Origin of the sequence: Acinetobacter bereziniae (genome assembly GCF_016576965.1) — a bacterium.
In the GTDB taxonomy this organism is placed as follows: Bacteria; Pseudomonadota; Gammaproteobacteria; order Pseudomonadales; family Moraxellaceae; genus Acinetobacter; species Acinetobacter bereziniae.
In genome coordinates, this window is sequence record NZ_CP066119.1 from 3,204,919 (window position 1) to 3,230,070 (window position 25,152).

Sequence of the window (25,152 nt, forward strand, 5' to 3'; positions counted from 1 at the left end):
ATCTATAACTTTGTTGGAAATAACTGCTTTTTGACTGTCGGTATTGTTCAACAAATGTTATATTCGATCAAATTTAGTCAAACCACCAGCCTCGCTGGAACATGTAATAATCGAGATTCAGATGGATGATCAATCTTTAAAACAGCAAGCCCTTTACTATCACGAATTTCCAACACCAGGAAAAATCAGCGTCACACCAAGCAAGCAATTGGTCAATCAACATGATCTAGCACTTGCCTACTCTCCTGGCGTCGCAGCACCTTGTTTAGAAATTGAAAAAGACCCTTCTAAAGCTGCGCTTTATACTGCGCGTGGTAACTTGGTCGCAGTGGTCAGTAATGGTACAGCCGTTTTAGGACTGGGTAACATTGGTCCATTGGCATCTAAGCCAGTAATGGAAGGTAAAGGCGTATTATTTAAAAAATTCGCGGGTGTCGATGTTTTCGATATCGAAATTGCTGAAAATGATCCTGATAAAATTGTTGATATCGTAGCAGCATTAGAACCTACTTTTGGTGGAATCAACCTCGAAGACATTAAAGCACCAGAATGTTTCTATATTGAACAAAAACTTCGTGAACGCATGAAAATTCCTGTGTTCCATGATGATCAACACGGTACCTCTATCATTGTTGGTTCAGCACTTCTCAATGCCTTACAATTAAACGGCAAGAAAATTGATGAAATCAAAATTGTCGCTTCTGGCGCTGGTGCTGCGGCACTTTCATGTTTAGATTTACTTTGCGCGATTGGTGCGAAAAAAGAAAACATCATTGTGGCAGACTCACGTGGTCTATTAACCACAAAACGTGAAGGCTTAGATGAGTCGAAAAAGCGTTATGTACAAGATATTGAAGGCTCTCAAATCGCAGATGTGATTGCAGATGCTGATATGTTCTTAGGTCTTTCAGCAGCAGGTATCTTGACCAAAGAAATGGTTAAAGTGATGGCAGCAGATCCTATCATCTTTGCCTTAGCCAACCCAGATCCTGAAATTTTGCCTGAACATGCACATGAAGTACGTCCAGATGTGATTATGGCAACAGGTCGTTCAGACTATCCAAACCAAGTCAACAATGCGCTGTGCTTCCCTTATATCTTCCGTGGTGCGCTTGACGTGGGTGCAACAACAATTAATGAAGAGATGAAAATTGCTTGTGTGCATGCAATTGCACGTATGGCACATGTTGAAGCAGATGCTGCATCTTATGGTGAAAAATCTGCATCGTTTGGTCGTGATTATTTAATTCCGCGTCCACTTGATCAACGTTTGATTTTGGAAATTGCACCTGCTGTCGCTCAAGCTGCGATGGACTCAGGTGTAGCGAGTCGCCCAATTGCTGACTTCTCTGCTTATCGTCAACGTTTATCTGAGTTTGTCTATAACTCAGCATTGATGATGAAACCTATTTTTGCGCAAGCAAAAACTGCACCTAAACGTATTGCTTATGCTGAAGGTGAAGATCTTCGTGTATTACGTGCAGTACAAATTGCAGTGGATGAAGGTTTAGCACAACCTATTCTTGTGGGACGTACTTCTGTCATCGAAACCAACATTAAGAAATTGGGCTTACGTCTAGAACATGGTGTAAACATCACGATCGTTGATCAAGAGAAAAACCCTGATTACGATAAGTTTGCAGATGACTATTACAACTTGATGCAACGCAAAGGCGTAACGCCTGAGTATGCTCAACGTGAGTCACGTCGTCGTTCTACGCTGATCGCTGCAATGTTGGTTCGACATGGTTTAGCAGACGGTATGTTATGTGGTACTTATGCAAGTTATGACATTCATTTAGACTTTGTTAAAAATGTAATTGGTCTGAAAGAAGGTCGTAGCACATTCTTTACTCTAAACGCATTGATGCTTGAAGATCGCAATATTTTCATTGCCGATACTTATGTAAACACCAACCCAACGGCTGAACAGCTTGCTGAAATGACAATTTTAGCTGCTGAAGAAGTTCGTCGTTTCGGTATGACGCCACGTGTTGCTTTATTGTCGCATTCAAGCTTTGGTTCAGACCAAAACGATCCAAGCGCACAGAAAATGCGTAAAGTGTTTGAAATCTTGACTGAGATTGCACCAGAGTTGGAAGTGGAAGGCGAAATGCATGCAGATGCGGCATTAGACGAAAACATTCGTCATTTTGCATTCCCAAATTCTCGCTTCAAAGGTTCTGCAAACTTGTTGATCATGCCAAATCTTGATGCGGCAAACATTTCATTCAACTTGTTAAAATCTACATCAGGCAATAATGTAACGATTGGCCCTATTTTGCTTGGTGCTGCGAAGCCAGTTCATATCTTAACACCAACTGCAACAACACGTCGTTTGGTGAATATGACTGCTTTAACTGTTGCTGAAATTCAACAAGCTCAAGGCTAACCCAGCTTAGTTGTAAATACTGCAGAACTTTAGTCAAGCAACTCAAGTTCTGTACTTGAGAAAACCTCTATTCTGTTGCATGATGGCATCAAGAATAGAGGTTTTTTCATGCAAGTTTATTTAGTAGGCGGTGCCGTTAGAGATCATTTACTCGGTCATCCCTATCACGAAAAAGATTATGTTGTGGTTGGTGCTACACCAGAACAACTTCTTGCCCAAGGTTATCAACCTGTGGGAAAAGATTTCCCTGTGTTTTTACACCCAGAAACAAAAGAAGAATATGCGCTCGCACGTACTGAACGTAAGTCAGGACATGGGTATCATGGCTTTGAGTTTTTTACTGATCCAGATGTCACTTTAGAAGAAGATTTGATTCGTCGTGATCTCACCATCAATGCCATGGCAATGGACGATGCTGGTCAAGTTTATGACCCTTATCATGGGCAAGATGATCTTGAACATAAAGTTTTACGTCATGTTTCAGACGCTTTCGCAGAAGACCCTTTACGTGTGTTGCGTGTTGCACGTTTTGCTGCTCGATATGCTCAATATGGTTTCAGTATCGCTGACGAAACCATCAGCTTAATGCGCCTATTGGCTGAGTCTGGTGAGTTACAAGCTTTAACACCAGAACGAGTTTGGAAAGAAACTTCTCGTGCATTATTGGAAGATCATGCTGATGTTTATTTTGAAGTATTACGTGAATGTGGTGCTTTAAAAGTTTTATTCCCTGAAATTGATGCACTGTTTGGTGTACCACAACGACCTGAATATCATCCTGAAATTGACTGTGGTATTCATACCCTGATGTCTCTGCAACAAGCATGTAAAGCCAATTATGCTTTAGATGTGCGCTTTGCTGTACTGGTACATGATCTGGGTAAAGCGCTTACGCCAAAAGATGAGCTACCACGACATATCATGCATGAAGAACGTGGTATTCAACCTGTTACGGCGGTGTGTGATCGTTTGCGTGTACCAACTCAAACCAAACAACTGGCTCTTGCTGTATGTAAAGAGCATTTAAAATGCCACCAAGCCTTTACTTTAAAAGCAGGCACATTATGGCGCTTACTACAACGTTTAGACGTATTGCGCCGTCCAGAGCGTGTTGAAGCGTTTGTTCAAGCCTGTGAATGTGATGCAAAAGGTCGTTTAGGTTTAGAAGATCGTGAATACCCTCAAGCCCATTTCCTTTTAGAGGTGATGAAAACTGTACGTAGCATCAAAGCCTCAGACTTACCATCAGAAGTTCAAGGTGCAGATATTGGTGAGATGCTGATTCAAAAACGCATCGAGGCGATTGCGCACTTAAAAGATCAATTAGGTCATCATCATACGGTTTAAGCAAAAAAACCTCTCAGAAATTTGAGAGGTTTTTGTAAATTCAAAATGTTAGCTAAATGGGTTTGGTGTATTCCACGGCTCATTTCTATAAATAATTTTACCGTCCTCTACACAGAGTATCCATGTGTAAAAAAATTCTTCACCTAAACCTCGACTTTCAAAACTTGCTTGAGGTAATAATGGTACAATTTTCACCAATAATTCAAATAGATAAAGTGAATGAACTGCAAAATCTGCTTTCCCCTCGCTAAAAGCATTCAGTAAATCAAGATACACATCCTCATGAATAGCATCTTCTTTTAAAATTTCAAGAATTTTTTGCTTATGCTCAGAGATATCAATTTCTTCAAAGTTATTATTGGTTATATGTAATTCTGTATAAAAACTCATGACCGTCTCCTTTAATCATTTTACTAATATTTAAATAATCGTAAAATTCTCATTTATCCAAGCTTGTGCTAGTTCTTCTGATTCAAATTCTTTGATAGTAGCTTGATCAGAATCTATATAGATGATCTCAAAATACTTTAAAGTATTGTTTCCATAAATAGAGTTTATATGTGAAATTTTATCACTTTCCAATGCTGTATGTTTTTCTACATTGATTAGATCAGATATTTCAAAAGATTTTAAGTTTAAATTTTCACAACTATAACTATTCAATTCTTCTTCAAAATCAGGGAATATTTTATGAAAACTTTCCATCCAACTATGAACATTATACGTTTCAATATTTTTAAAACTTGGTAAATCAGGACTACTCGTTCTTACTTTTTTTACAGTCTCAAATGCAAATAATGAGCCTAAATTACAAAATCTAATAACTTGAATATTAAATATATAATCTGGATTTAAGTAATTTCCATCATCATCTTGTATAAAGTATGGTTTCATTTAGTCACTCTTTAATTATTTATTTTATTTAAAATAATATGATTGCATACCCAACTAAAAACTAACTAGGTATGCAAAATTAACTACGACACATCCGCAGGAAATGTAATCACCTTTTCCAGCTTCATTTGGTTCATGACCACCATCAATAGACGATCGATTCCTAAAGCGATCCCTGCACATTCTGACATATTCGGCAAAGCCGTCAATAAATACTCATCGATAGGCATGACATGTAAACCAAGTTTTTCACGCTCAGCATTATCCGCTTGAAAACGACTACGTAAAACTGCTGCATCTATCAATTCATCATAGGCATTGGCGAGCTCAAGTCCCTCGATATAAAGCTCAAAACGTGCAGCAACTAACTCACCATCTTCATCAATTTTAGTTTTCGCCAATGATGCCAATTCTGGTGGGAAATCAGTTAAAAATACAGGTGTATCAAAGCCTAAACTCGGTTCAACCATATGTGAAAATAACAAATCAATATATGCCAAACGGTCATCACCCAAATCCAGATTTAACCCGACTCGGTGGGCTGCATCTTTAAGTTCTGACAAGGTTGCCTTAAGCGGATTTAAATCTAAACGATCAATAAATGCGTGTTTATAACTCAAGACTGTCGGACGAACATCACCAAAACGTTCAGCCAAAACAACATTTAATAGATCTGTCACTTCAAACATCAAGTCTTTTAAACTAAAGTGCGGACGATACCATTCCAACATGGTAAATTCACTGTTGTGCTTGCGACCATGCTCATCATCACGAAACACTTTGCAAATTTGATAAATTGCCCCACTGCCACTTGCCAATAAACGCTTCATCGCAAATTCAGGAGAAGTCTGCAAATAATGCGTCAGCTTTTTACCTTGTAGATGTCGTTGAGCTTGTATAGAAGCCAAATGAACATCTGTGACACCTGCTTGCGACAAGATAGGTGTTTCAACTTCCAAAACATCCCGTTGCTCAAAAAACTGACGAATTTGCTGATACAATTTTGCACGTGCTTTCAGTGCCCGAAGATCACAAGTCGGTTTAAAGTTAGTCATCATGCTTTTGGACCTCCATGAGCAGACCATTCACGGCGTAAAGGATAGCTTTTACGGAGATAATCAAACGCTTTTTGATCTACCTTTCCATCTTTTAGACAATCGCGCAAATTATCATCATCACGCTGAATATTATAGATTTCAGTCAAATAGTTTTTCAGTGTCTGTTTAATACTATTGCCATAGAAATATTGTTCACAAGCAGGCAATTGTGATTCAAATTTCTTGTGTGTTGAGTAATCAAATCGTTTGCAAAATGCCTCGTAGATCATCTGTGTTCCTCTCGCCTTGCCCTCTAAACTATAGCCTGCGATATGGGGTGTTACGAGAGTAATTAAATCAAGTAAGCGTTGCGAAATTTCAGGCTCATGTTCAAATACATCGAGCACCACTTGACGTCGAGTTGTTAAAATATCTGCAATCAATGCCGCTTCTTCAATTACTGCACCACGTGCAGAATTAATGAGGATTGTTTCTGGATGAATCATCGCCAATGTTTCAGCGTTGATTAAATGATGTGTTGGATGTTGCCCAGTGTGTGTTAAAGGTACATGTAGGGTCACTGCGTTGGAATTTTTAAGTAATTCTTCAAGTTCAACTTGTCTAATGCTGCCATCTTGCACAAACGGATCATGACCGATCACATTCCAGCCCAATAATTGCGCCATGTAAGCTAAACGTGTTCCCACATTACCTAAACCTACAATGCCTAAAGTAAACTGTTTTCCTGCGTCCAAGAATTCTGGATGAAGATGTAATAAAGCGGTGATGACGTATTCTGCAACAGCTTGTGCATTACATCCTGCTGCATTCGACCATGTAATTTGATGATTTTCTAAAGCTTCAATATCTAAGTGATCTGTACCAATCGTCGCACTTCCTACAAATTTTAATGCAGTATTTGCGATTAACTGTTGATTAACCTTTGTGACCGATCGAATCAATAAAGCATCAGCATCTTTAACATTGTCGTGGCTAAGATTGCGCCCTGCTGCTTGATGAATTTCTCCGAATTCTGAAAAGAAATATTCAGTAAATGCTAGATTTTCATCTGCAACAATTTTCATAACACTATCCACACATTAAGCTGTCGCTATGATAAACCTTTGAACCTATTAAAACTATGTTGTTCATAGATCTAATTTCTAAAAAGTATGCCGCTTAAGTCAAACAGCCATATTCAATATCATTATTTAGACTTTTAAGTCTTGATAGAAACAAATATTATCTAAATAATTAAATCGAATTATTCTGACGACTCATAATTATTAAGAAGCTTATAAAATAAAAAAACTCAGCCAAGTCCTTTATTTACAAAGCATTGATTGTTAATTTTAAATTTATAATAAAAAATTCATCAAATAGGACTTGTTAATCCAAGCACTTGCACTATAATGCCGTTGAGTTTATTCAATGGAGATCCTAAATGGGAAGTTGTTCGAGGTTCGGGTTTAATTATCTTTTAAATCAAAGCGAATACTGAGCAATATAGCCTATTAGGTCGGCTATCTTGCAATGAGATAGCCTTGAAAAAATTATACTTTAATCCCCCCCTATAAAATTTTTACATATCAGCAAAAATTTAATGTGTTGACTACAACCCGTTTAGTTTCTCACCTAAAAATGGGGAGAAGCCGATGTTTTTACATGCTTCCATTCAATGGTATTGTGCAATCAGTGTATTTTTACTCTGTGGGATTATTGTGCTTGCTCAAAAGAGTAAAGCTGATCCTCTTTTAAATACTGACGATGCGTCCATTACTGCAGCACACCGCTGCCAATTAGAAAGTGCTTATTCACATAGTACATCAGATACATGGTCATACCAAGTCACTCCTGCATGTAACTTTTCTGAAAATTTAGAAATTTCAGTAGGATATCATGCATCGAAAGATGTTGATAATGTCCATGGTTTTTCAGCTCAAGTAAAAACTGTATTAAAACCTATGAATCAGTTCTGGGGAATTGCAAGTAGTCTGATGCTGTCACAAGACGAACAGTCTCAGCATTCTTCTGATCTCGATTGGTTTCTCAATCTACCGATGAGTTTTAATTTAGCTCCGCGTTTAGAACTTGACACCAACTTGGGTTATCAATATGCGCCTGATCATTCACGTTTAATTCGTTGGGGAGTTGCGACGCATTATTCGCTTAACGATCGTTGGGCGTTAAGTGCAGAAACCTATAATCAAGATCGTGATGCGCCCTTCTTTCAGACCGCTGTGCACTATCGCCTGATTCCAAATACCTTAACACTCGAAGCTACTTTCGGTGATCGTTTCAATGCTTTCCGACAGCGATGGTATGGAATCGGATTAAGTTACACACCTTAATTACAAGCTTAATTCACCACTTCTTTTTATAAATACTTTTTTAAAATCGGCTTTATTTTTGAAATAAGGTCAGAGACTTTGCACGCCTAAAAAAAGAGGACTTCGATATGAAACTCTGGCACAAGCTATTTACAACCTTTCTCAAAAGATTTCACCTCATGCGTTTCTTTGGGCGCAGTCAATCTTTTAAAGAATTGCATCAATCCAGTTATGCACAAGAAATCAGCAAAACATTATCCACCCGATTAGTGAAGGCTGCGAAACTTGACTCTGCGCAACTGCTCCACAAATTTAACAGTTCAGAAGCAGGCTTAACCGAACAACAAGCAAATGCCCAACAAAAGGTTATCGGCTTAAATGAAGTCTCCCATGAAAAGCCATTGATGTGGTGGCAACACCTTTGGTATTGCTATCGCAATCCTTTCAATATTTTATTAAGTCTTTTAGCGCTGGTGGCATTTCTCACCGATGATTTGACAGGCACATGTATTATCAGTGTCATGGTGATTCTTTCCACACTACTTCGCTACTGGCAGGAATCTAAATCCAACCAAGCCGCCGATGCCTTAAAAGCGATGGTGAGTAATACTGCAACAGTTTTAAGAGATCAGCTGAGTTATGATGATCTTGTCTTGATGCAACAACGCTATGGAATTGATGTTAAACATCAAAAAAATTCCCAATTTGAAATGCCAATTCAATATCTGGTTCCTGGTGATATTATTCTACTTTCCGCTGGAGACATGATTCCTGCTGATTGCCGCATTCTCTCTGCTAAAGATCTATTTGTCTCGCAGGCAGCTATGACAGGCGAATCGATGCCTGTAGAAAAATTCTCTGTGCAGTCAAATCTAGAGCAAAGCAATGCTTTGGAGCTAGAAAATATTGTATTTATGGGAACCAATGTGGTTTCAGGTTCAGCACATGCAATAGTGGTGAGCACAGGAATACAGACTTATTTTGGTGCTTTGGCTCATCGTGTAACGGCAACAGATCGTGGTACAACCTCTTTTCAAATGGGGGTCAACAAAGTCAGTTGGTTACTGATTCGCTTTATGCTAGTCATGGTACCTATTGTGCTATTTATCAATGGATTCACTAAAGGCGATTGGACAGAAGCTTTTTTATTCGCACTTTCAGTAGCAGTTGGCTTAACACCTGAAATGTTGCCGATGATTGTCACTTCAACTTTAGCAAAAGGTGCAGTATTTTTATCTAAGAAGAAAGTCATTGTTAAACGTCTGGACGCCATTCAGAACTTTGGCGCAATGGATGTGTTATGTACGGATAAGACAGGAACCTTAACTCAGGACAAAATCTTTCTATCACAACATGTCGATATACACGGTCAAACTTCACACTATGTTTTAATGCAGGCATTTTTAAACAGTTATTATCAAACTGGTTTGAAAAATCTACTTGATGTTGCTGTATTAGACGCCGTTGACCCAGAGATCAAAACACAAAAGTTACGTTATAAAAAAATAGATGAAGTACCTTTTGATTTTGATCGTCGACGCATGTCAGTGGTAGTCAAAACCCCTCAAGACAAAGTCCGCATGATCACCAAAGGCGCAGTTGAGGAAATGCTCAAAGTTTGCCGTTATGTTGAAATTGATGGCAAAGTAGAAGCCTTAACCGTACAAAAGCAAATGGCTATCGAAACACTGACTCAACGTTATAACCAAGATGGTTTACGTGTCGTAGCTGTGGCTTATCGTGAATTTTCAATTGACCAAGAAAATTTTTCTGTCGCCGATGAAAGTGATCTGATTTTAATTGGTTATGTTGCCTTTTTAGATCCGCCGAAAGAATCAGCCACGGCTGCTGTAAAAAGCCTGCATGCGCATGGCGTCACCGTCAAAGTATTGACTGGAGATAATGAATTTGTCACACAGAAAGTATGTCGTGAAATTGGTATTCAATGTGAACGCATCTTACTTGGTGGAATTATAGAAACGCTGTCAGATAAACAACTGAAAGAAGCTGTTGAGCACTATGATATCTTCGCAAAACTTAGTCCTGTTCATAAAGAACGTATTGTTGAACAACTCAAAGCCAATGGGCATGTGGTCGGCTTCTTGGGCGATGGAATCAACGATGCGGCAGCAATTCGCGCTGCAGATATTGGGATTTCGGTTGATACAGCCGTGGATATTGCCAAAGAATCCGCAGATTTAATTCTGCTCGAAAAAAGCTTGATGGTCTTGGAAAACGGCGTGATTGAAGGTCGTAGAACTTTTGCCAATATGCTGAAGTATATCAAAATGACCGCAAGCTCCAATTTTGGTAATGTATTTTCAGTATTGGTTGCCAGTGCCTTTATTCCTTTCTTACCAATGTTGCCCATTCACCTATTGATTCAAAATCTACTTTACGATATTTCTCAGATCGCTATTCCATTTGACCATGTGGATGAAGAATTAATTGCTCAACCACAACGTTGGCAGCCGGGTGAAGTTGGTCGTTTTATGATTGTGTTTGGACCAATCAGCTCAATTTTTGATATTTTAACCTTTGCCTTAATGTGGTTTGTTTTTTCAGCAAATACGCCAGCACAACAAACCTTATTCCAATCAGGCTGGTTCGTGGTGGGACTACTCACTCAAACACTGATCGTACATATGATTCGCACAGCCAAAGTACCATTCTTTCAAAGCCGTGCCGCAACGCCTTTATTGGTCATGACCGCAATCATTATGTGTATTGGTATATTCTTACCTATGGGACCATTGGCGAGTTATTTAAAACTGGAAGCATTACCGCTGAGTTATTTCCTCTACTTACCATTTATTTTAATTGCCTATATGTGTCTGACACAGTGGGTTAAAACAATGTACATCCGCCGTTATGGTTGGCAATAAAAACCAGCGTCATTGAAACTAACAAGCCTTTCCCTTATTCAAGAGAAAGGCTTTCGTTTTTATTCGATGATCGTGCTAGTACTTACTTACATGAACCGCTTTGACTAAAATAATCGGTTCATACCATTCAAGGTCGCAACACGATAAGCTTCCGCCATGGTCGGATAGTTGAAGGTGGTTTCAACAAAATACTTAATGGTGTTGTTACCGCTTTGCATCACAGCTTGCCCAATATGAATAATTTCAGCAGCATTGTTACCGAAACAATGGACACCTAACAATTCCAAGGTATCACGATGGAATAAAATTTTAAGTTCACCCACTGTGTCACCCGTAATTTGCGCACGAGCCAAATGACGGAAAGATGCTTGACCCACTTCATATGGAATTTTTTCCTCAGTTAACTGACTTTCAGTTTTACCAAAGAAAGAAATTTCTGGAATCGTGTAAATACCTGTTGGGATATCTTTTACAGGCTTGACATCTTTTTCACCAGCCATGTTCGATCCTGCGCAACGACCTTGGTCATATGCAGCTGAAGCAAGTGATGGCCAACCTACCACATCACCCGCAGCATACACATTTTCAACTTCTGTTTGATATTGATCGTTGACTGCAAGTTGACCGCGACTGTTTGGTGTAAGACCGACATTTTCAAGTCCCATGCCATCCGTATTTCCTGAACGACCATTACACCAAAGAATGGCATCTGCTTTAATCTTCTTACCACTTTGTAAATAAAGTACAACATGATCATCAAAAGTCTCTAAATGATCAATTTGTTCATTATGGCGAATCAACACCCCTTGTTCACGCAAGTGATATGACAATGCATCTGCAATTTCGTCATCTAAATAGCTTAAGAGTTGATGTTGAGTATTAATCAAATCAACTTTATGGTCCAAGCCAATGAAAATAGATGCATATTCACAGCCGATAACACCTGCACCATAGATAATAATCTTATGAATAGTGAAATCGAGATCTAAAATTTTATCCGAATCAAATACACGTGGGTGATTAAAGTCTAAACCTTGTGGATGATACGGTCGACTACCAGTCGCAACAACGAGTTGCTTGAAGCCCAAAGTTTCTTTTATACCATCTTCACTAAAAATAATGACGGTATTTTTATCTTGGATATATGCACGACCATGAAAAACATCAATATTATTACGGTCATAAAAACGTGAATGTGTATCAACTTGCTGTTGAATCACTTTATGTGCATTACGCAATACTTGTTTCATGGTGAATTGTTTCCAATCCCCCACTTTTTTAAACATTGGATCACGTTGGTAACGGATAATACTTGAAACTGTTTGACGCAAAGCTTTACTTGGAATAGTGCCGACATGCGTACAGTTACCACCCAATTGCTCACGAATATCTACAATTGCAACACGCTTACCCGATTTAGCAAGCTTCATTGCCGCGCCTTCACCAGCAGGACCAGAGCCAAGTACGACTGCATCGTATTTCACAAAATTCCCACTAACGACTTCTTTCTTACGTGGCATTCAAAGCTCCTTATAGTAAATTCAGTCTATATCTTTTCTCATGCGATATTATGAACTAAACCGAAACAATTTTCTGTATTTCACATGCATATATTCTGTGATAACGACATTTAGTATATGAATAGTGTTTTTGCCCTATCGTTTTGCATTTCCGCTATAATGGTTTATCTCCCCCGTAGAAAACAGTGGAAAAGTTGAATATGTCAGAGAACCGTAAACCAGAACAGGGTGTCAAATTACGTGGCGCGGAAAAAGTTGCTCGTATACCTGTAAAAGTTATTCCCACGGTTGAAGCACCACGAAAGCCGGATTGGATTCGTGTGAAAATGGCTGCACCTGATGAAGTTCAACGTATCAAAACCACATTACGTGCGCAAAAATTACATACGGTCTGTGAAGAAGCTGCTTGTCCAAACCTTCCTGAGTGTTTTGGTGGTGGTACTGCAACCTTTATGATTATGGGTGATATCTGTACCCGTCGTTGCCCTTTCTGTGATGTTGCACATGGTCGACCAAATGCGCTTGACCCAGATGAACCACGTCACATGGCTGAAACGATTGCAAACTTAGGTTTGAAATATGCGGTGATCACTTCAGTAGACCGTGATGATCTATTGGATGGTGGAGCTCAGCATTTTGTAGACTGTATTAAAGAAGCTCGTGCGCTTAGTCCAAAGACTTTACTGGAAATTTTAGTGCCTGACTTCCGTGGTCGTATGGACATTGCATTGCGTATCATGACTGAATGTCCGCCTGACGTGTTTAACCACAACATTGAAACAGTACCTCGTTTATATAAGGCGATGCGTCCAGGTTCAGATTATCAGCACTCTTTAAATCTATTGAAAATGTTTAAAGAATACTGTCCTGATGTCCCTACCAAATGTGGTCTAATGGTTGGTATTGGTGAAACTGAAGACGAAGTGATTGCATTGTTAGATGACTTGCATGCTCATGGTGTTGACTATGTCACTATTGGACAATATTTACAGCCATCAAAAGAACATGCCCCTATTGATCGTTTTGTAACGCCAGAAGAGTTTGAACGTTATACTGCGCATGGGCAAAAACTAGGTTTTAGAAATATTTGGGCAGCACCGATGGTTCGTTCAAGTTATTTTGCTGATCGTCAATATTATGGAGAGCCTGTTCCACAAGTTCGTCGTAAAGTAGATCCTGCTAAGAAAATTGCAGTCCAAGCGATCGAAGCTTAAAACTGATTCAAGCATATACTAAAAAAGCACGCTATAAAGCGTGCTTTTTTAGTATCAGCAGTTGTTAACGGCATTTTCCAATTGTTTTACCTTCGATACTGCTCATATTGCTTTGTAATTTTGTTAATGTTGAACAATGTAAATTTCCCGAAACCATCGACTTATTTAAGCTCAATGTCGTTGAAACTTGAGATGCAGCCACATCCCCCTCTACTGAAGAGTTGACTAACTTCAACACTTTGGCTGAATTGGCTTGGACACTACCACTCACCGAAGAATTGTTGAGAATCAAACTGGCTCCATTTTGTACATTAACATTACCATCGACAGAACTACTATTTAAGATACAAGTTGCACCTGCGGGTACTGTTAAATTCGACACCGCATTATTGTTGATTGCACCTGTGCAATTTGCTGCAAATCCAAGTTGCGCAGCCGTTAAACCACATGAAATGATGATGGTATTTAGGAAAAGTTTTTTCATTGATACAACCCTTTGAATTATTCATTTTAAATTTAAAAAATTAAATTTATTATTTATCGATCTTAAAATATGTCGTTTAGGGGTTGAATGACAAATATGTTGTCATTTATTAATCATAAGTAAGCAAAAATACTTATTTGTTTTTATTTGAATTGTGCTTACATGTTTATGAATAAGACTGAATTGCCACCAAGACAAAATCAGTTAAAATTTGAAATCAATAAAATAACTTATTCCACTTCCTGTTTAAGTTGATCCAAATTTTGCTTAAGCTCTTTTACGTAGTCTGCATAATCCAGCATTAAACCTTTACCTCTTAAGTCATCAGGTAATCCTTGAGTACAGTACCAATTGTCTTTCCATGTATGATTCTGAGGAAAATGCAAACTTCCTAGCTCTTTTTGAACTTCTACTTTGAGATAAGTCACCAACTCCTGTGCTTTCTCCGTTCCCATCTGCTGACTGAGAAATTTAAATAAAAGTTGTTGTAACTCATTTTGATAGCGCCCATGTTTTTGATTCCATTCATCATACATATTCTGCAACTCTTTTCTGGTCGAGGGATCGAATTGCTCGCAAGACTTGAGCACATTTGAAATGAGTGCTGGTACATCCAAATATGCTGTATATAAAAACTGTAGTTTTCCGGTATTATCTGCTCGTGTAACTGATACCGTGAATAAAAGGCTGCAACACAGCACGATACGTAAAATATACATCTGAAATTGTCCCATTTTGTATTTCCTTGTTTTCTGATTTAATCAAATATTGCAAACAACTTTTTATTTTTCCAACTCGTTGTCACAATATAAATTTGATAATTCACTGTAAAATTTAATTAATATATTATTTCTATAAAACTAAACAATAAAATTTGAATATATCATCGAAAATTCAAAAAAGCGAATTGCTCATTCTTTTTACTATACAAAATCAAATCTAAATGATGCCAAGTAATGATTAGACACAGGAGAAAATTTGCTTTGTATTGAGAAAATATCGTACTTTGCCTTGAATCAGCAGATCAAATGAATAAAAGAACAGTTTTAAATAAATGAACAAACTTCAACTAAATCATTGTTTAATAAATGATATAAAAGAAAGTAAGCAAAATAAATTTGAACAGTTAATATAATCTTACATTTTTTTAGCGGCACAATTGTACATTGACTTTAACATAGAGATTTTAATCTAAGCTAAACATGATGATGAAAAAACTAACCTTATCAATGTTCGCCACTTTTTTTTCTGGGCTTTGTTTTGCTCAAAATCCATTGAGTGTGCATGTTCTAAATCTTGAAAGTGGTCTACCATCAAGCAATGTTAAAGTCATTCTTGAAGCTCAGCAAAAAGATAAATGGATAAAAATTAATGAAGGCACTACTGACAGCAATGGAAGAATTTTAGCCTTATACCCTGAAAATAAAGTGCTCGACAAAGGTGTCTATAAAGTTACTTTTGAAACAGGTGAATGGTTTAAACAAAAGAACCAACGAAGCTTTTTTCCTGAAGTCCCTGTGGTTTTTGTAATTGATGGTACGCTTGAGCATTATCATATTCCGTTACTCATCAGCCCATATGGTTATTCGACTTATCGTGGTAATTAAACTTAAATAATCAACCCTAGTTTAAATTCCGCCCTAAAAAACCGATGTATCAAACATCGGTTTTCAGTTCAAGCCAATTTAAACGTTGAGCCATTTTTCTGCTTTGTCTTGATCTAAAACAGTCAATTCAACTGTAGTTAAATCAATTTCCCCACCTTGAAGCTCGAACTGCATAAATTCATCTCGGCGGAAGGCATACACGGTAAATCTATCTTGTTGTTTGGAATATTGGGATAAAAGTTTTTCTGAGGCTTTTAACCCATCAATCGCAACTATCACATCATTGGCTGAAAGTCCTGCAATCGCACCGGTACCTTCACGTCTCGCCTGTTGAATAAGCACCCCTTCAGGTTTATCCACCAATTTCAGTCCAAATGGCAATGCCTTTTCATTTTTTAAACGATAACTCAAACCAAATTCAGGGAACAATTGATCCAGTGGCAATTCATCAGTGGTATTGATCAAATGATTAATTTGTTCAATCCAATTGCTGCCTGTCAATTCATTACATAATTCAACAATTGTGCGCTCATTGACTTGAATACCTTTTTGAGTATTTTCATACAAACGGCGCATCAAAGCATCTAGACTAGAGCCACGTAAACGTAATCCCAAATCCAAACTTAGTGCTACTAAACAGCCTTTGTTATAGTAACTGGTTCCAGCATTGTTTGAGTTTTCATCTTGACGATAAAATTTAATCCAAGCATCAAAACTTGATTCAGAAACAGACTGAATAAAACGTCCCGGATTTTGCAAATAACGATCAATTTGTCCTTTCAGCAAACTCAAATATGACGCTTGAGAAATCACGCCGCTGCGGTACAAAATCAAATCATCATAATATGAAGTGAAACCTTCGAAAATCCACAATAAAGAGGTGTAACCTTCCTGATCTAAATCATAATTGGCAAAGTTTTCTGGTCGAATAAATTTAACCAACCATGAGTGAAAATACTCATGACTGCAAAGCCCCAAGAATCGTTGATAATCTGCCGATGGTTCCTCAGGCTCGTTCAACTTTGGCAAGTCACTACGTGGAGTAATCAGACTCGTGCTATTTGGGTGTTCTAACCCGCCATAGCTATTGCCCGTTGCCATTGTCATGAACGTATAGTCTTCGAAAGGTGCTGAACCAAACATGCTAATTTCTGTACTACAGATTTTTTCAAGATCTTGCTTCATACGCTCAGCATTCATTGCATGTTGACCAGAAACCACAAACTCATGTGGAATTCCATTCGCCTCGAAGCTAAATCTTGTTTGTTCTGCCAACTCAAATGGTGCATCGATCAGTTGGGCATAATGATCGGCTTTTAAGGTAAAACGACCTTTCACCAAACTCTTCGATACTAAACCCGTTGCAAGTTGAAAATGCTTTAACTCCTCGGGTAAAAACACTTCAACTTCAATCGCAGAATCTTGTTGATCTTGAAGCCCTAAACATACACAAGCTGGATTCACATACAAACGGCTTTGATCAACATATGCACCTCGCACTGAAAGATCATAGGCATAAACATCGTACTCAACCGTAATCAGTTCATGATCTGTGTTATATAAACGCCATTTATTTTTTTCAAATTTATTTATTTTAAGTTGACGACCAGCTTCATCATAAGCTTTAACCGATTCGATATGCTTTGAAAATTCGCGAATTAAATAACTTCCTGGAATCCATGTCGGCAGTGACAACACTTGAGTTGGATTCGCAAGAAAGCGCAATGTGACATGGATGAGGTGTTGACGATAATCGTCAAATTCAATCTGATAATGCAACATAAATATATATTCGAAAATAGACAGTGAGAAATTACCAATTAGATTAGCATTTTTTTACAAAGTCGGGCGATTTTAGTCGAAATTGTCTGCAATTCTTACTAGCGTAGAATGCAAAAAAGGCATAGCATTCGCACAGTTTGTCTACTCTTGCCATTGGATTGGCTTAAAGGTAAATCTGTTGAAAATTCTTGCTTCTTTTATTGCAATAACGGGCTTGGTTTGTTCCACGTTTGTTAATGCCGCACTCTTAAATATTAACCCGCAATCTGTTGAAGCTGAAGCTTGGACAATATTAGATACGCAATCAGGTCAAACCATTGCGGAATATAATAGTCATGTTCAGCGTGCACCTGCATCCATGACCAAGATGATGGTGGCATATATTGCCTTAAAAGAAATAAAAGCAGGTCATCTTAAAAAAGAAGAGATTATTACCGCGACACCTGTGGTTCAAGTCGTACAGTGGGATGAATCTCAGATGTACCTGAAACAAGGTGAGCAGATCTCGATTGATCAACTTCTTGCTGGATTGATTGTCATGTCTGCCAATGATGCAGCAGTGACTCTGGCAGAGCGCATCTCTGGTAGCGTACCCGCATTTGTTGCGCGTATGAACCAAGAAGCACAAGCTTTGGGAATGAAAGATACTCATTTTGCCAATCCACCAGGGATCACCATGCCAGATCATTTTTCTTCTGCGCATGACATGGCGATCTTGGGTCAAGCTGTAACCTCACAAACCCCTGAATATATGCATTATTCAGTCATGCCAAGTTTCAGTTATAACCAACATTTTCATCACGCAACCAATCTTGTTTTAAAAACAGACCCAAGTGTTGATGGTTTAAAAACAGGTTTTACCAAAGCTGCTGGTTATAATTTAGCTTTAACAGCACACCGCCCTTCTGCCATTGCTGAGTCTCCTGACCGTCGTTTAATTGTTGTGGTCATGGGTGCTAAAAGTGCCGTTAAACGTGCTGAAATTGCCCATAAGCTGTTAAATTTGGGCTATGCCTATACACGAGACGAAGTAGCAATCAAAGACAAACAATTAATTGCTGAACTCCCTGTCGTCAAATCCACATTAAAAATGTTTAAAGTTGAGGCAAGAAAGCCTCAGTTGGTTACCACCTCACTTTATAACGATGTAAATCCAATTGATCTAAACACCTTTGATGTAGTCAATAGCCGTGTCATGAAAACTGATAGCAATGGATTATTAACAGCTGTAGAACCTTTGACAACAACACAAACGCGTTTAAATGTTCAACTCAATGAAACATCATTGACCGCACCTTTAGAAAAAATCATGCATTTGGCTAAAGTGAATGTTTATCAAGACAATCAACTTATCCAAAGCTTCGACATTGAAGATGAGGTTCATATTGAACAAGCCTCTTGGTTCGAACGTTTATTGGAATGGATCAAGTCAATTTTTGGGATTTAATAAAACCAACCAATTTACTTAGATTTATTGTAATTATGTAACCTGTAATACAAAAAAAACCTAAATAATTAAATAGGATGGCATATTTAAGCCATCCTTTTTTATAACAACTATTTAGGTTTTTTATGTCTAATCTACATCATATTGTGGTTGTTGGTGGTGGTGCTGGTGGTTTAGAGTTGGTGACACAACTGGGTGATACGCTTGGTAAAAGTAAGAAAGCCAAAATCACCCTTGTTGACCAAAAACTCACCCATATTTGGAAGCCGCTACTCCATGAAATCGCTGCAGGAACCATGAACCCAAGCGATGAAGAAACCAACTACTATGCACATGCCGCTAAACATCATTATGAGTTTGTTTTAGGGCGGTTTGAACAGCTCGATCGTGAGCATAAAACCATTGAGCTAAGTAAAACGCAAATCAGCAAGTATGAATCCAACCAAGAAAAAATAGTGCTCAGTTATGACACTTTGATTCTTGCTGTTGGTTCTGTTTCCAATGATTTTAATACACCGGGCGTTAAAGAATTTTGTCACTATTTGGATAGCCGACAACAAGCGGAAATTTTCCAACAAGACTTGCTCCACTTGTACTTAGACGCACAAAATAAAAATATTGATCGTGAACTGCATATTGCTGTCATTGGTGCGGGTGCAACAGGTGTTGAACTTTCCGCAGAGCTGGTTCAAGCCAAACAAAACTTTTATAAATACGGCTTGAATAAAATCAATCCTAACAATGTCAAAATCACCTTGGTTGAAGGTGCTGACCGTATCTTGCCTGCACTGTCTGAAAAAATAGCTGAACATGCAACTCAGCAATTAAAACGCATGAAAATTGATGTCTTAACTGGAAAGCGTGTTGAAAAAGTCGATGCTGAAACGGTTTATTTCAATGATGGTACATCTGTAGAAGCACAATTAAAAGTCTGGGCGGCGGGTATCAAAACACCTAAAGTAATTGCAAACCTAGAAGGTTTTGAAAAAGACCGCATGGGTCGTTTGAAAGTATATGCAACCTTACAAACCCAAGCAGATCCAAATATATTTGCTTTTGGAGATTGCGCACACTGTATCTTAGATGCACGTGAAGCCCCGCTTGGTCCACGTGCACAAGTAGCAAGTCAACAAGCCGCTTTTCTGGTAGATGCCATGCATGCACGTATCAAAGGACGCCAACAGCCGATGTTCCAATTTGCAGACAAAGGTTCACTGGTCTCTCTAAGTGAAAATAAAGCTGTGGGTGAATTGTTGGGTCAAGTCAATGTGCAAGGTTTTGTTGCAAAATCAATGTATGTCTCTTTATACCGTATCCATCAAGCCACAATTTATGGTTATGCACATGCAGGTCTATTAACAGCCAAAGATTTTGTTACACGAAAAATTGCACCTAAAATTAAATTGCATTGAAATCTAATTTTTAGTCCCAATCTATGAAAAAATGGTCAAAATACAGCTGAAAATGCAATTTTTTATTAAATTTAGTCTACAAAAATTGCTTTTCACTTTATGATGTAGCCTTAAAATTATCGATTACCGAATGGATCAATAACATGACTGCTATTGCAAATAACAACGTGGTTTCTTTCCACTATACGTTAACTAACGCTGAGGGTGAAACTCTTGATAAATCTCAAGGTGAACCACTTGCATATTTACATGGCGCAGGTAACATCATTCCTGGTTTAGAAAAAGCTTTAGAAGGTAAAACTGTAGGTGACAAATTTACAGTGACTATCCCTGCTGCTGAAGGTTATGGTGAATACAATCCTGACCTCGTTCAAGAAGTTCCTGCTCAAATGTTCCAAGGCGTTGAAAACATTGAAGCGGGTATGCAGTTCCAAGCTCAAACTGATGATGGCGTTCAAATCGTTACAGTTAAAGCAGTTGAAGGCGAAAACGTAATCGTTGATGCTAACTTCCCATTGGCTGGTCAAGATCTTACTTTTGAAGTAGAAATCGTAGAAGTACGTGACGCTTCTCCAGAAGAATTAGAACACGGTCATGTACATGGCGCAGGTGGTCATCACCACTAAGATCTGTTTCATCTGATCTGAAAAGGCAAAGTTTTTACTTTGCCTTTTTTATATGTATCGCGTTAAAGTGATTTGCATCATGTATCAATAAAACGATTTGTGAAAATTTTATGCAAAAACAACTCATTTGGTTTAGACAAGATTTACGTATCCATGACCACGCCGCCCTTTGGCATGCTCGCCAGTCAGGCATGGTGATCGCACTGGTTGTACTTTCACCTCAACAATGGCAAAAACATGATGATGCACCGATTAAAATCGACTTCTATCTACGTCAAATCGAGGTGCTGCAACACGCCCTAACGAAGCTAAATATTCCGCTGATCATTCAAACCATTCCATTGTGGGAAAATATAGCAACAGAAGTCACTCAACTCTGTCAAAAATTAAATATTGAAAATATTCATGCCAATATTGAGTGTGGCGTCAATGAGTTAAATAGAGACTTTGACGTTCAAAAGCGTTTGAATAAAAATGGACATGATCTAATTTTATATCATGATCGTACATTGTTTCCTGTAGGCTCGATCCGTAATAAATCAAATCAACCCTATCAAGTCTTTGGTGCATTTAAAAAATATTGTTATGAACAACTGAGTATTTCAGTACCTCAGTGTTATCCTGCCCCTGAAATTCAATCTTTGGATATGAGTATTTACAAAGATGATTTAAATCCGCTTCCAACAATAAAAACTCTCGGATTTGAATGTGTAGAGAAAAATGCCAAAACGCAATGGCAAGTAGGCGAAGCACATGCATGGCATCTTTTAGATGAATTTTTAGACAATCATATTGAAAATTATCAAGTACATCGAGATTTTCCAAATCTTGAAGCCACCAGTCAACTCTCCGCATATTTAAATATTGGCATCATTTCGATTCGACAGTGTTTAAATGCTTTATTTAGATCGCAACACGGTCAATTTACGATTGAAAATATAGGTCAACAAACATGGATGGACGAGTTGCTTTGGCGAGAGTTTTATCAACATATACTGTTTGATTTTCCTCGTGTATCAAAGCACTTACCATTTAAACAAACAACACAAAAATTAGCATGGCGTGATGCGCCTGAGGATCTAATCGCTTGGCAAATGGGGCAGACAGGCATCCCGATTGTTGATGCTGGGATGCGCCAATTACTACAGACAGGTTGGATGCATAACCGTGTACGAATGATTGTTGCCATGTTTCTGAGCAAAAATCTTTTGATTGATTGGCGATTAGGGGAACAATGGTTTATGCAACATTTAATTGATGGCGACTTGGCCGCAAATAATGGTGGTTGGCAATGGTGCGCTTCAACAGGCACAGATTCAGTTCCCTATTTCCGTATTTTCAATCCAGTCAGTCAATCACAAAAGTTTGATGCTGAAGGTGAATATATCCGAAAATGGGTACCCGAACTTGCTGATTTGGATGCAAAAACCATTCATGAACCTTATGCCAAAAATTCAGAAATACAACTGAATTATCCTCAACCTATAGTTGATTTAAAACAAAGTCGCATCCGCGCAATTGAAGCTTTTAAGCAGATTTAAAATACTCAACTTAAAAGCTTCTCAAATTGTGGATTAGATGGCTTGACCAAAAGTTTTAAATTGATGGTTTTGGTAATTTTTTGGACGTTCAATCGATTCAAAATAGCAGTAATATTTAAAAATACTGTTTAAAGAGACATACAGTACTTTCTGTTCAGAAACAGACCAGACTTGTGCATGGTTTGAACCTGATAAAGTACTGCCACTTAATTGAAATAAATATAAATCCTGTGTTCTTTGGATCTGTTTTTGAGTGGGTTGAGCAGTTAAATCAGATGAATCTAATGTCGATGAATTCAGTAATAATCTGCATGTTGAATTAATCAGCCACTTTTCACTAAACCACAGTTGTAACAAATCGCCCAAGTACAGTTTTTTCTCAGAAAAAGGCCAAACATCTAAATATGCTTGCTCAACTTCAATATGATATTGTTCAGGATTTTGCAGGATAGAAAGGTACTTTTCTTGATAAAAACAAAATTTTTCAAAAATTTGAGAAATATTTAGCGTCGTCATTGCGCTGTCTCCTATTTAGCCATTTTAGTGCTGGCAAGTTGGTTAAATCCACACGGTTTAAGTCAAACTTAAACACTCTTTATGTTTTTAATCTAACAAGTCAGCTCTCGCTTTGCAACCACTCAAATTCATTTTTTTAATTTTGATCTTTTTTGTTTAAATAAAAAGCATACAAGTCAAAAATGAAGAAAAGATGACATCAAAGGCTTGACCACTCGTGATATATCCTTATAATCGCATGCAGATTCTCCAATAGCTCAGTCGGTAGAGCGACGGACTGTTAATCCGCAGGTCCCTGGTTCGAGCCCAGGTTGGAGAGCCAAATTCTAAAAGCCCACTTCATTCAAGTGGGCTTTTTTTATTGCTATAAAATAAACAATTTATACAACTATAAATTTTTAAAATCATAAGAGAGGTTTAACAATTTTTCTAGGCTACCTATGCGGTAGTGGACTGTTGGACTGTAACCCTCTTTAACATCAATGATTTCTAAGCTACCTATGCGGTAGTGAACCCAGTGAAGTTGCGAATGCACTAGCTTTGAAATTTCTAAGCTACCTATGCGGTAGTGAACAGTGTGCTGGTATTGGGAATGCTTCCTCAAACTTTCTAAGCTACCTATGCGGTAGTGAACCACCCATTGCATCGAATGCCTGCTTTGCTTCATTTCTAAGCTACCTATGCGGTAGTGAACTATAATTTTAGATCAAAAAATAAAGTGATAACAGTAAGTTAAACCTAAAAATCATCAAATGACCCAAGTTTTTACTTACCAATATAACTTATTGATTTTATTCAGTTGTTAAAGAGTAAAAAAATATTGGGTTAAAATATTTGAACAATCGTAATTCTATTAAAAGCATATTTCCCTAAATTGTTCACTTTTGCCTCATCAGCAACAAGTTATAGCAGTATATAATACAAACTCTAATAGATTCACTCCTCAGAATCATACGACATACCTCATATAAAATAATTTATTTATCAATTAAATATTTAAAATTTAATTTATCTTGCAAACGATAATACATACTTCCTTTGCAGCTCAATAAACTGCTAAAAAAGATCATTTTTATATGATGTTAAAGTTCAATAAAAACTAGTGCTATAACGTAAATTTCATCAAAAATAGTGCTTATTGTTTTTATAAGAATAAAATTTTGAATTATGTATGATTCCAAGTCTGTTTCTGGAAAAAAATATCTAACTCTTCAATGATAACTTTGACTCTTGCAGGCATGACTTTTTGAGCATGCCAAACAGCATAGACATCTCTGATTGGCAATTGCCATTCAGATAAAACCTGCTTGAGTCTTCCAGCCTTCAAAGCATCTTCACATTGGGTAAATGGAACATAGCATAAGCCCAAGCCACGTTCTGCAAGACTGACACATAGACTGATTTCATTCACTTTTAAACGACTAGTTTGAATTTTAAATTGATAATTTTGTTGTTGGTATCGTAGTTCAATTTGTTCTAAAGGATAAGCCAATAACCAATCTTGTTGCGCTAAATCTTCTGGCGTCTGAATATCATGCTGATTTAAATAGTCTTGAGAAGCCACGATACAGGTTTTGATACTGGCTAATCGTTTTTGAATATATACACTATTGGGCATTTTACCGACACGCAAAGCTAAATCTGCACCTTGAGTCATTAAATCATCAAGTTGATTGTCTAACTGCAATTCAAGTTCAATCTCTGGATAGCGTTTTAGAAAAGTATTCCAAAATTCTTGCAAAGGAAAAATCGCAAGATTCATCGGAGCCAAAATTTTAATACGACCTTTAGCTTTGGTTGTTTCTTCTTTTATTTCATACGTATTTTGCAATAACGCGCTCAGTAAAGGCTGACAACGTTCATAATAACGCTGCCCTTCCTGAGTTAGCTGTATTCCTCGGCTGTTTCGATGTAATAACTTACAGCCCAAGCTTTCTTCTAATTTTTTTAAACGACGGGTCAATGTAGCAGCAGGAATATTTTGTTGTTCCGATGTCATATTCAAGCTTCCAGCTCTGACTATCGATATAAATAAACTCAAATCATCTAACATTTCATTTTTGGAATTTATAACCATTAATAATAACCATTCTATAAAAAATGAAATCGAAGCACAAT

The 25,152-nt window shown here is 37.7% G+C and carries 20 protein-coding genes, 1 tRNA gene and 1 CRISPR repeat array; of the genes, 11 read left to right on the forward strand and 10 right to left on the reverse strand.

What is annotated here, in order from left to right; translation table 11 throughout:
• Positions 1 to 121 precede the first annotated feature (121 nt).
• Both I9192_RS14995 and I9192_RS15000 read left to right on the forward strand, forming a co-directional pair.
• Positions 122 to 2,392, forward strand: a complete 2,271-nt coding sequence (locus I9192_RS14995) for an NADP-dependent malic enzyme (RefSeq protein WP_042087645.1) — start codon at positions 122 to 124, stop codon at positions 2,390 to 2,392.
• Positions 2,393 to 2,500: 108 nt separating this feature from the next.
• Positions 2,501 to 3,739, forward strand: coding sequence for a multifunctional CCA addition/repair protein (locus I9192_RS15000; protein ID WP_200149880.1), 1,239 nt, complete (start codon positions 2,501 to 2,503; stop codon positions 3,737 to 3,739).
• A gap of 48 nt (positions 3,740 to 3,787) precedes the next feature.
• Here I9192_RS15000 and I9192_RS15005 read toward each other — a convergent pair whose 3' ends face one another.
• The 4 genes from I9192_RS15005 to I9192_RS15020 form a co-directional block, all read right to left on the reverse strand.
• Positions 3,788 to 4,129, reverse strand: a complete 342-nt coding sequence (locus I9192_RS15005; protein WP_005032744.1) for a hypothetical protein — start codon at positions 4,127 to 4,129, stop codon at positions 3,788 to 3,790.
• A 30-nt stretch (positions 4,130 to 4,159) separates the two neighbouring features.
• Positions 4,160 to 4,633 carry a hypothetical protein gene (locus I9192_RS15010; RefSeq protein WP_200149881.1) on the reverse strand — a complete coding sequence of 158 codons (474 nt, stop codon included), beginning with the start codon at positions 4,631 to 4,633 and terminating at the stop codon, positions 4,160 to 4,162.
• An 83-nt stretch (positions 4,634 to 4,716) separates the two neighbouring features.
• Positions 4,717 to 5,691 carry an EF-P lysine aminoacylase EpmA gene (gene epmA / locus I9192_RS15015; protein ID WP_200149882.1) on the reverse strand — a complete coding sequence of 325 codons (975 nt, stop codon included), beginning with the start codon at positions 5,689 to 5,691 and terminating at the stop codon, positions 4,717 to 4,719.
• Positions 5,688 to 6,755: a 4-phosphoerythronate dehydrogenase gene (locus I9192_RS15020; RefSeq protein ID WP_200149883.1), complete on the reverse strand. Its 1,068-nt coding sequence runs from the start codon at positions 6,753 to 6,755 to the stop codon at positions 5,688 to 5,690. Before I9192_RS15020 ends, epmA begins: the two co-directional genes overlap by 4 nt.
• A gap of 570 nt (positions 6,756 to 7,325) precedes the next feature.
• Here I9192_RS15020 and I9192_RS15025 point away from each other — a divergent pair.
• Both I9192_RS15025 and mgtA read left to right on the forward strand, forming a co-directional pair.
• Positions 7,326 to 8,021 (forward strand): hypothetical protein, encoded by a 696-nt coding sequence (locus I9192_RS15025; RefSeq protein WP_200149884.1) that lies wholly within the window; start codon positions 7,326 to 7,328, stop codon positions 8,019 to 8,021.
• 107 nt (positions 8,022 to 8,128) lie between these two features.
• A complete protein-coding gene (gene mgtA, locus I9192_RS15030) occupies positions 8,129 to 10,885 on the forward strand; it encodes a magnesium-translocating P-type ATPase (protein WP_200149885.1) in 2,757 nt (918 codons plus the stop codon).
• A gap of 104 nt (positions 10,886 to 10,989) precedes the next feature.
• Here the strand turns inward: mgtA and sthA are convergent, their stop codons facing one another.
• Positions 10,990 to 12,405, reverse strand: coding sequence for a Si-specific NAD(P)(+) transhydrogenase (gene sthA, locus I9192_RS15035; RefSeq protein ID WP_004829228.1), 1,416 nt, complete (start codon positions 12,403 to 12,405; stop codon positions 10,990 to 10,992).
• A 200-nt stretch (positions 12,406 to 12,605) separates the two neighbouring features.
• Between sthA and lipA the strand changes: the two genes are divergently transcribed.
• A complete protein-coding gene (gene lipA, locus I9192_RS15040; protein WP_004829230.1) occupies positions 12,606 to 13,619 on the forward strand; it encodes a lipoyl synthase in 1,014 nt (337 codons plus the stop codon).
• 64 nt (positions 13,620 to 13,683) lie between these two features.
• Here the strand turns inward: lipA and I9192_RS15045 are convergent, their stop codons facing one another.
• Both I9192_RS15045 and I9192_RS15050 read right to left on the reverse strand, forming a co-directional pair.
• Entirely contained in the window at positions 13,684 to 14,103 is a 420-nt protein-coding gene (locus tag I9192_RS15045) for a hypothetical protein (protein WP_005032759.1), read from the reverse strand.
• 230 nt (positions 14,104 to 14,333) lie between these two features.
• Positions 14,334 to 14,837, reverse strand: a complete 504-nt coding sequence (locus tag I9192_RS15050) for a hypothetical protein (protein ID WP_004829234.1) — start codon at positions 14,835 to 14,837, stop codon at positions 14,334 to 14,336.
• Between the two features lie 471 nt (positions 14,838 to 15,308).
• On the opposite strand from I9192_RS15050, the gene uraH reads away from it, so the two are divergent.
• Positions 15,309 to 15,710: a hydroxyisourate hydrolase gene (gene uraH / locus I9192_RS15055; RefSeq protein ID WP_100885649.1), complete on the forward strand. Its 402-nt coding sequence runs from the start codon at positions 15,309 to 15,311 to the stop codon at positions 15,708 to 15,710.
• Between the two features lie 78 nt (positions 15,711 to 15,788).
• Here uraH and I9192_RS15060 read toward each other — a convergent pair whose 3' ends face one another.
• On the reverse strand, positions 15,789 to 17,492 hold the full coding sequence (locus I9192_RS15060) for a M61 family metallopeptidase (RefSeq protein WP_004829239.1): 1,704 nt from the start codon (positions 17,490 to 17,492) through the stop codon (positions 15,789 to 15,791).
• A gap of 178 nt (positions 17,493 to 17,670) precedes the next feature.
• Here I9192_RS15060 and I9192_RS15065 point away from each other — a divergent pair, with 178 nt between their 5' ends.
• The 4 genes from I9192_RS15065 (at position 17,671) to I9192_RS15080 (ending at position 22,518) form a co-directional block, all read left to right on the forward strand.
• Positions 17,671 to 18,939, forward strand: a complete 1,269-nt coding sequence (locus I9192_RS15065; RefSeq protein ID WP_005032762.1) for a D-alanyl-D-alanine carboxypeptidase PBP6B — start codon at positions 17,671 to 17,673, stop codon at positions 18,937 to 18,939.
• A 125-nt stretch (positions 18,940 to 19,064) separates the two neighbouring features.
• Positions 19,065 to 20,351, forward strand: coding sequence for an NAD(P)/FAD-dependent oxidoreductase (locus tag I9192_RS15070; RefSeq protein ID WP_005032765.1), 1,287 nt, complete (start codon positions 19,065 to 19,067; stop codon positions 20,349 to 20,351).
• A gap of 143 nt (positions 20,352 to 20,494) precedes the next feature.
• A complete protein-coding gene (locus I9192_RS15075) occupies positions 20,495 to 20,977 on the forward strand; it encodes an FKBP-type peptidyl-prolyl cis-trans isomerase (protein ID WP_004829245.1) in 483 nt (160 codons plus the stop codon).
• 110 nt (positions 20,978 to 21,087) lie between these two features.
• Complete coding sequence (locus I9192_RS15080; protein WP_005032768.1) at positions 21,088 to 22,518, forward strand: cryptochrome/photolyase family protein; 1,431 nt, start codon at positions 21,088 to 21,090, stop codon at positions 22,516 to 22,518.
• A gap of 33 nt (positions 22,519 to 22,551) precedes the next feature.
• Here I9192_RS15080 and I9192_RS15085 read toward each other — a convergent pair whose 3' ends face one another.
• Complete coding sequence (locus tag I9192_RS15085; RefSeq protein ID WP_005032770.1) at positions 22,552 to 23,034, reverse strand: hypothetical protein; 483 nt, start codon at positions 23,032 to 23,034, stop codon at positions 22,552 to 22,554.
• Positions 23,035 to 23,280: 246 nt separating this feature from the next.
• Here I9192_RS15085 and I9192_RS15090 point away from each other — a divergent pair.
• Positions 23,281 to 23,356, forward strand: a tRNA-Asn gene (locus I9192_RS15090).
• A gap of 104 nt (positions 23,357 to 23,460) precedes the next feature.
• A CRISPR array of direct repeats spans positions 23,461 to 23,728; the repeat unit is 28 nt; unit sequence TTTCTAAGCTACCTATGCGGTAGTGAAC.
• Between the two features lie 471 nt (positions 23,729 to 24,199).
• Here I9192_RS15090 and I9192_RS15095 read toward each other — a convergent pair.
• Positions 24,200 to 25,087, reverse strand: a complete 888-nt coding sequence (locus tag I9192_RS15095; RefSeq protein ID WP_200150427.1) for a LysR family transcriptional regulator — start codon at positions 25,085 to 25,087, stop codon at positions 24,200 to 24,202.
• Positions 25,088 to 25,152: the final 65 nt, after the last annotated feature.

What these genes read in the sequence shown, in the direction of transcription:
- lipA (WP_004829230.1), top strand. Translation starts at nt 12,606, where the DNA reads ATGTCAGAGAACCGTAAACCAGAACAGGGTGTCAAATTACGTGGCGCG.
- I9192_RS15020 (WP_200149883.1), bottom strand. Translation starts at nt 6,755, where the DNA reads ATGAAAATTGTTGCAGATGAAAATCTAGCATTTACTGAATATTTCTTT.
- uraH (WP_100885649.1), top strand. Translation starts at nt 15,309, where the DNA reads ATGATGAAAAAACTAACCTTATCAATGTTCGCCACTTTTTTTTCTGGG.
- I9192_RS15025 (WP_200149884.1), top strand. Translation starts at nt 7,326, where the DNA reads ATGTTTTTACATGCTTCCATTCAATGGTATTGTGCAATCAGTGTATTT.
- epmA (WP_200149882.1), bottom strand. Translation starts at nt 5,691, where the DNA reads ATGATGACTAACTTTAAACCGACTTGTGATCTTCGGGCACTGAAAGCA.
- I9192_RS15070 (WP_005032765.1), top strand. Translation starts at nt 19,065, where the DNA reads ATGTCTAATCTACATCATATTGTGGTTGTTGGTGGTGGTGCTGGTGGT.
- mgtA (WP_200149885.1), top strand. Translation starts at nt 8,129, where the DNA reads ATGAAACTCTGGCACAAGCTATTTACAACCTTTCTCAAAAGATTTCAC.
- I9192_RS15045 (WP_005032759.1), bottom strand. Translation starts at nt 14,103, where the DNA reads ATGAAAAAACTTTTCCTAAATACCATCATCATTTCATGTGGTTTAACG.
- I9192_RS15095 (WP_200150427.1), bottom strand. Translation starts at nt 25,087, where the DNA reads ATGTTAGATGATTTGAGTTTATTTATATCGATAGTCAGAGCTGGAAGC.
- I9192_RS15000 (WP_200149880.1), top strand. Translation starts at nt 2,501, where the DNA reads ATGCAAGTTTATTTAGTAGGCGGTGCCGTTAGAGATCATTTACTCGGT.
- I9192_RS15075 (WP_004829245.1), top strand. Translation starts at nt 20,495, where the DNA reads ATGACTGCTATTGCAAATAACAACGTGGTTTCTTTCCACTATACGTTA.
- sthA (WP_004829228.1), bottom strand. Translation starts at nt 12,405, where the DNA reads ATGCCACGTAAGAAAGAAGTCGTTAGTGGGAATTTTGTGAAATACGAT.
- I9192_RS15050 (WP_004829234.1), bottom strand. Translation starts at nt 14,837, where the DNA reads ATGGGACAATTTCAGATGTATATTTTACGTATCGTGCTGTGTTGCAGC.
- I9192_RS15010 (WP_200149881.1), bottom strand. Translation starts at nt 4,633, where the DNA reads ATGAAACCATACTTTATACAAGATGATGATGGAAATTACTTAAATCCA.
- I9192_RS15080 (WP_005032768.1), top strand. Translation starts at nt 21,088, where the DNA reads ATGCAAAAACAACTCATTTGGTTTAGACAAGATTTACGTATCCATGAC.
- I9192_RS15085 (WP_005032770.1), bottom strand. Translation starts at nt 23,034, where the DNA reads ATGACGACGCTAAATATTTCTCAAATTTTTGAAAAATTTTGTTTTTAT.
- I9192_RS14995 (WP_042087645.1), top strand. Translation starts at nt 122, where the DNA reads ATGGATGATCAATCTTTAAAACAGCAAGCCCTTTACTATCACGAATTT.
- I9192_RS15060 (WP_004829239.1), bottom strand. Translation starts at nt 17,492, where the DNA reads ATGTTGCATTATCAGATTGAATTTGACGATTATCGTCAACACCTCATC.
- I9192_RS15005 (WP_005032744.1), bottom strand. Translation starts at nt 4,129, where the DNA reads ATGAGTTTTTATACAGAATTACATATAACCAATAATAACTTTGAAGAA.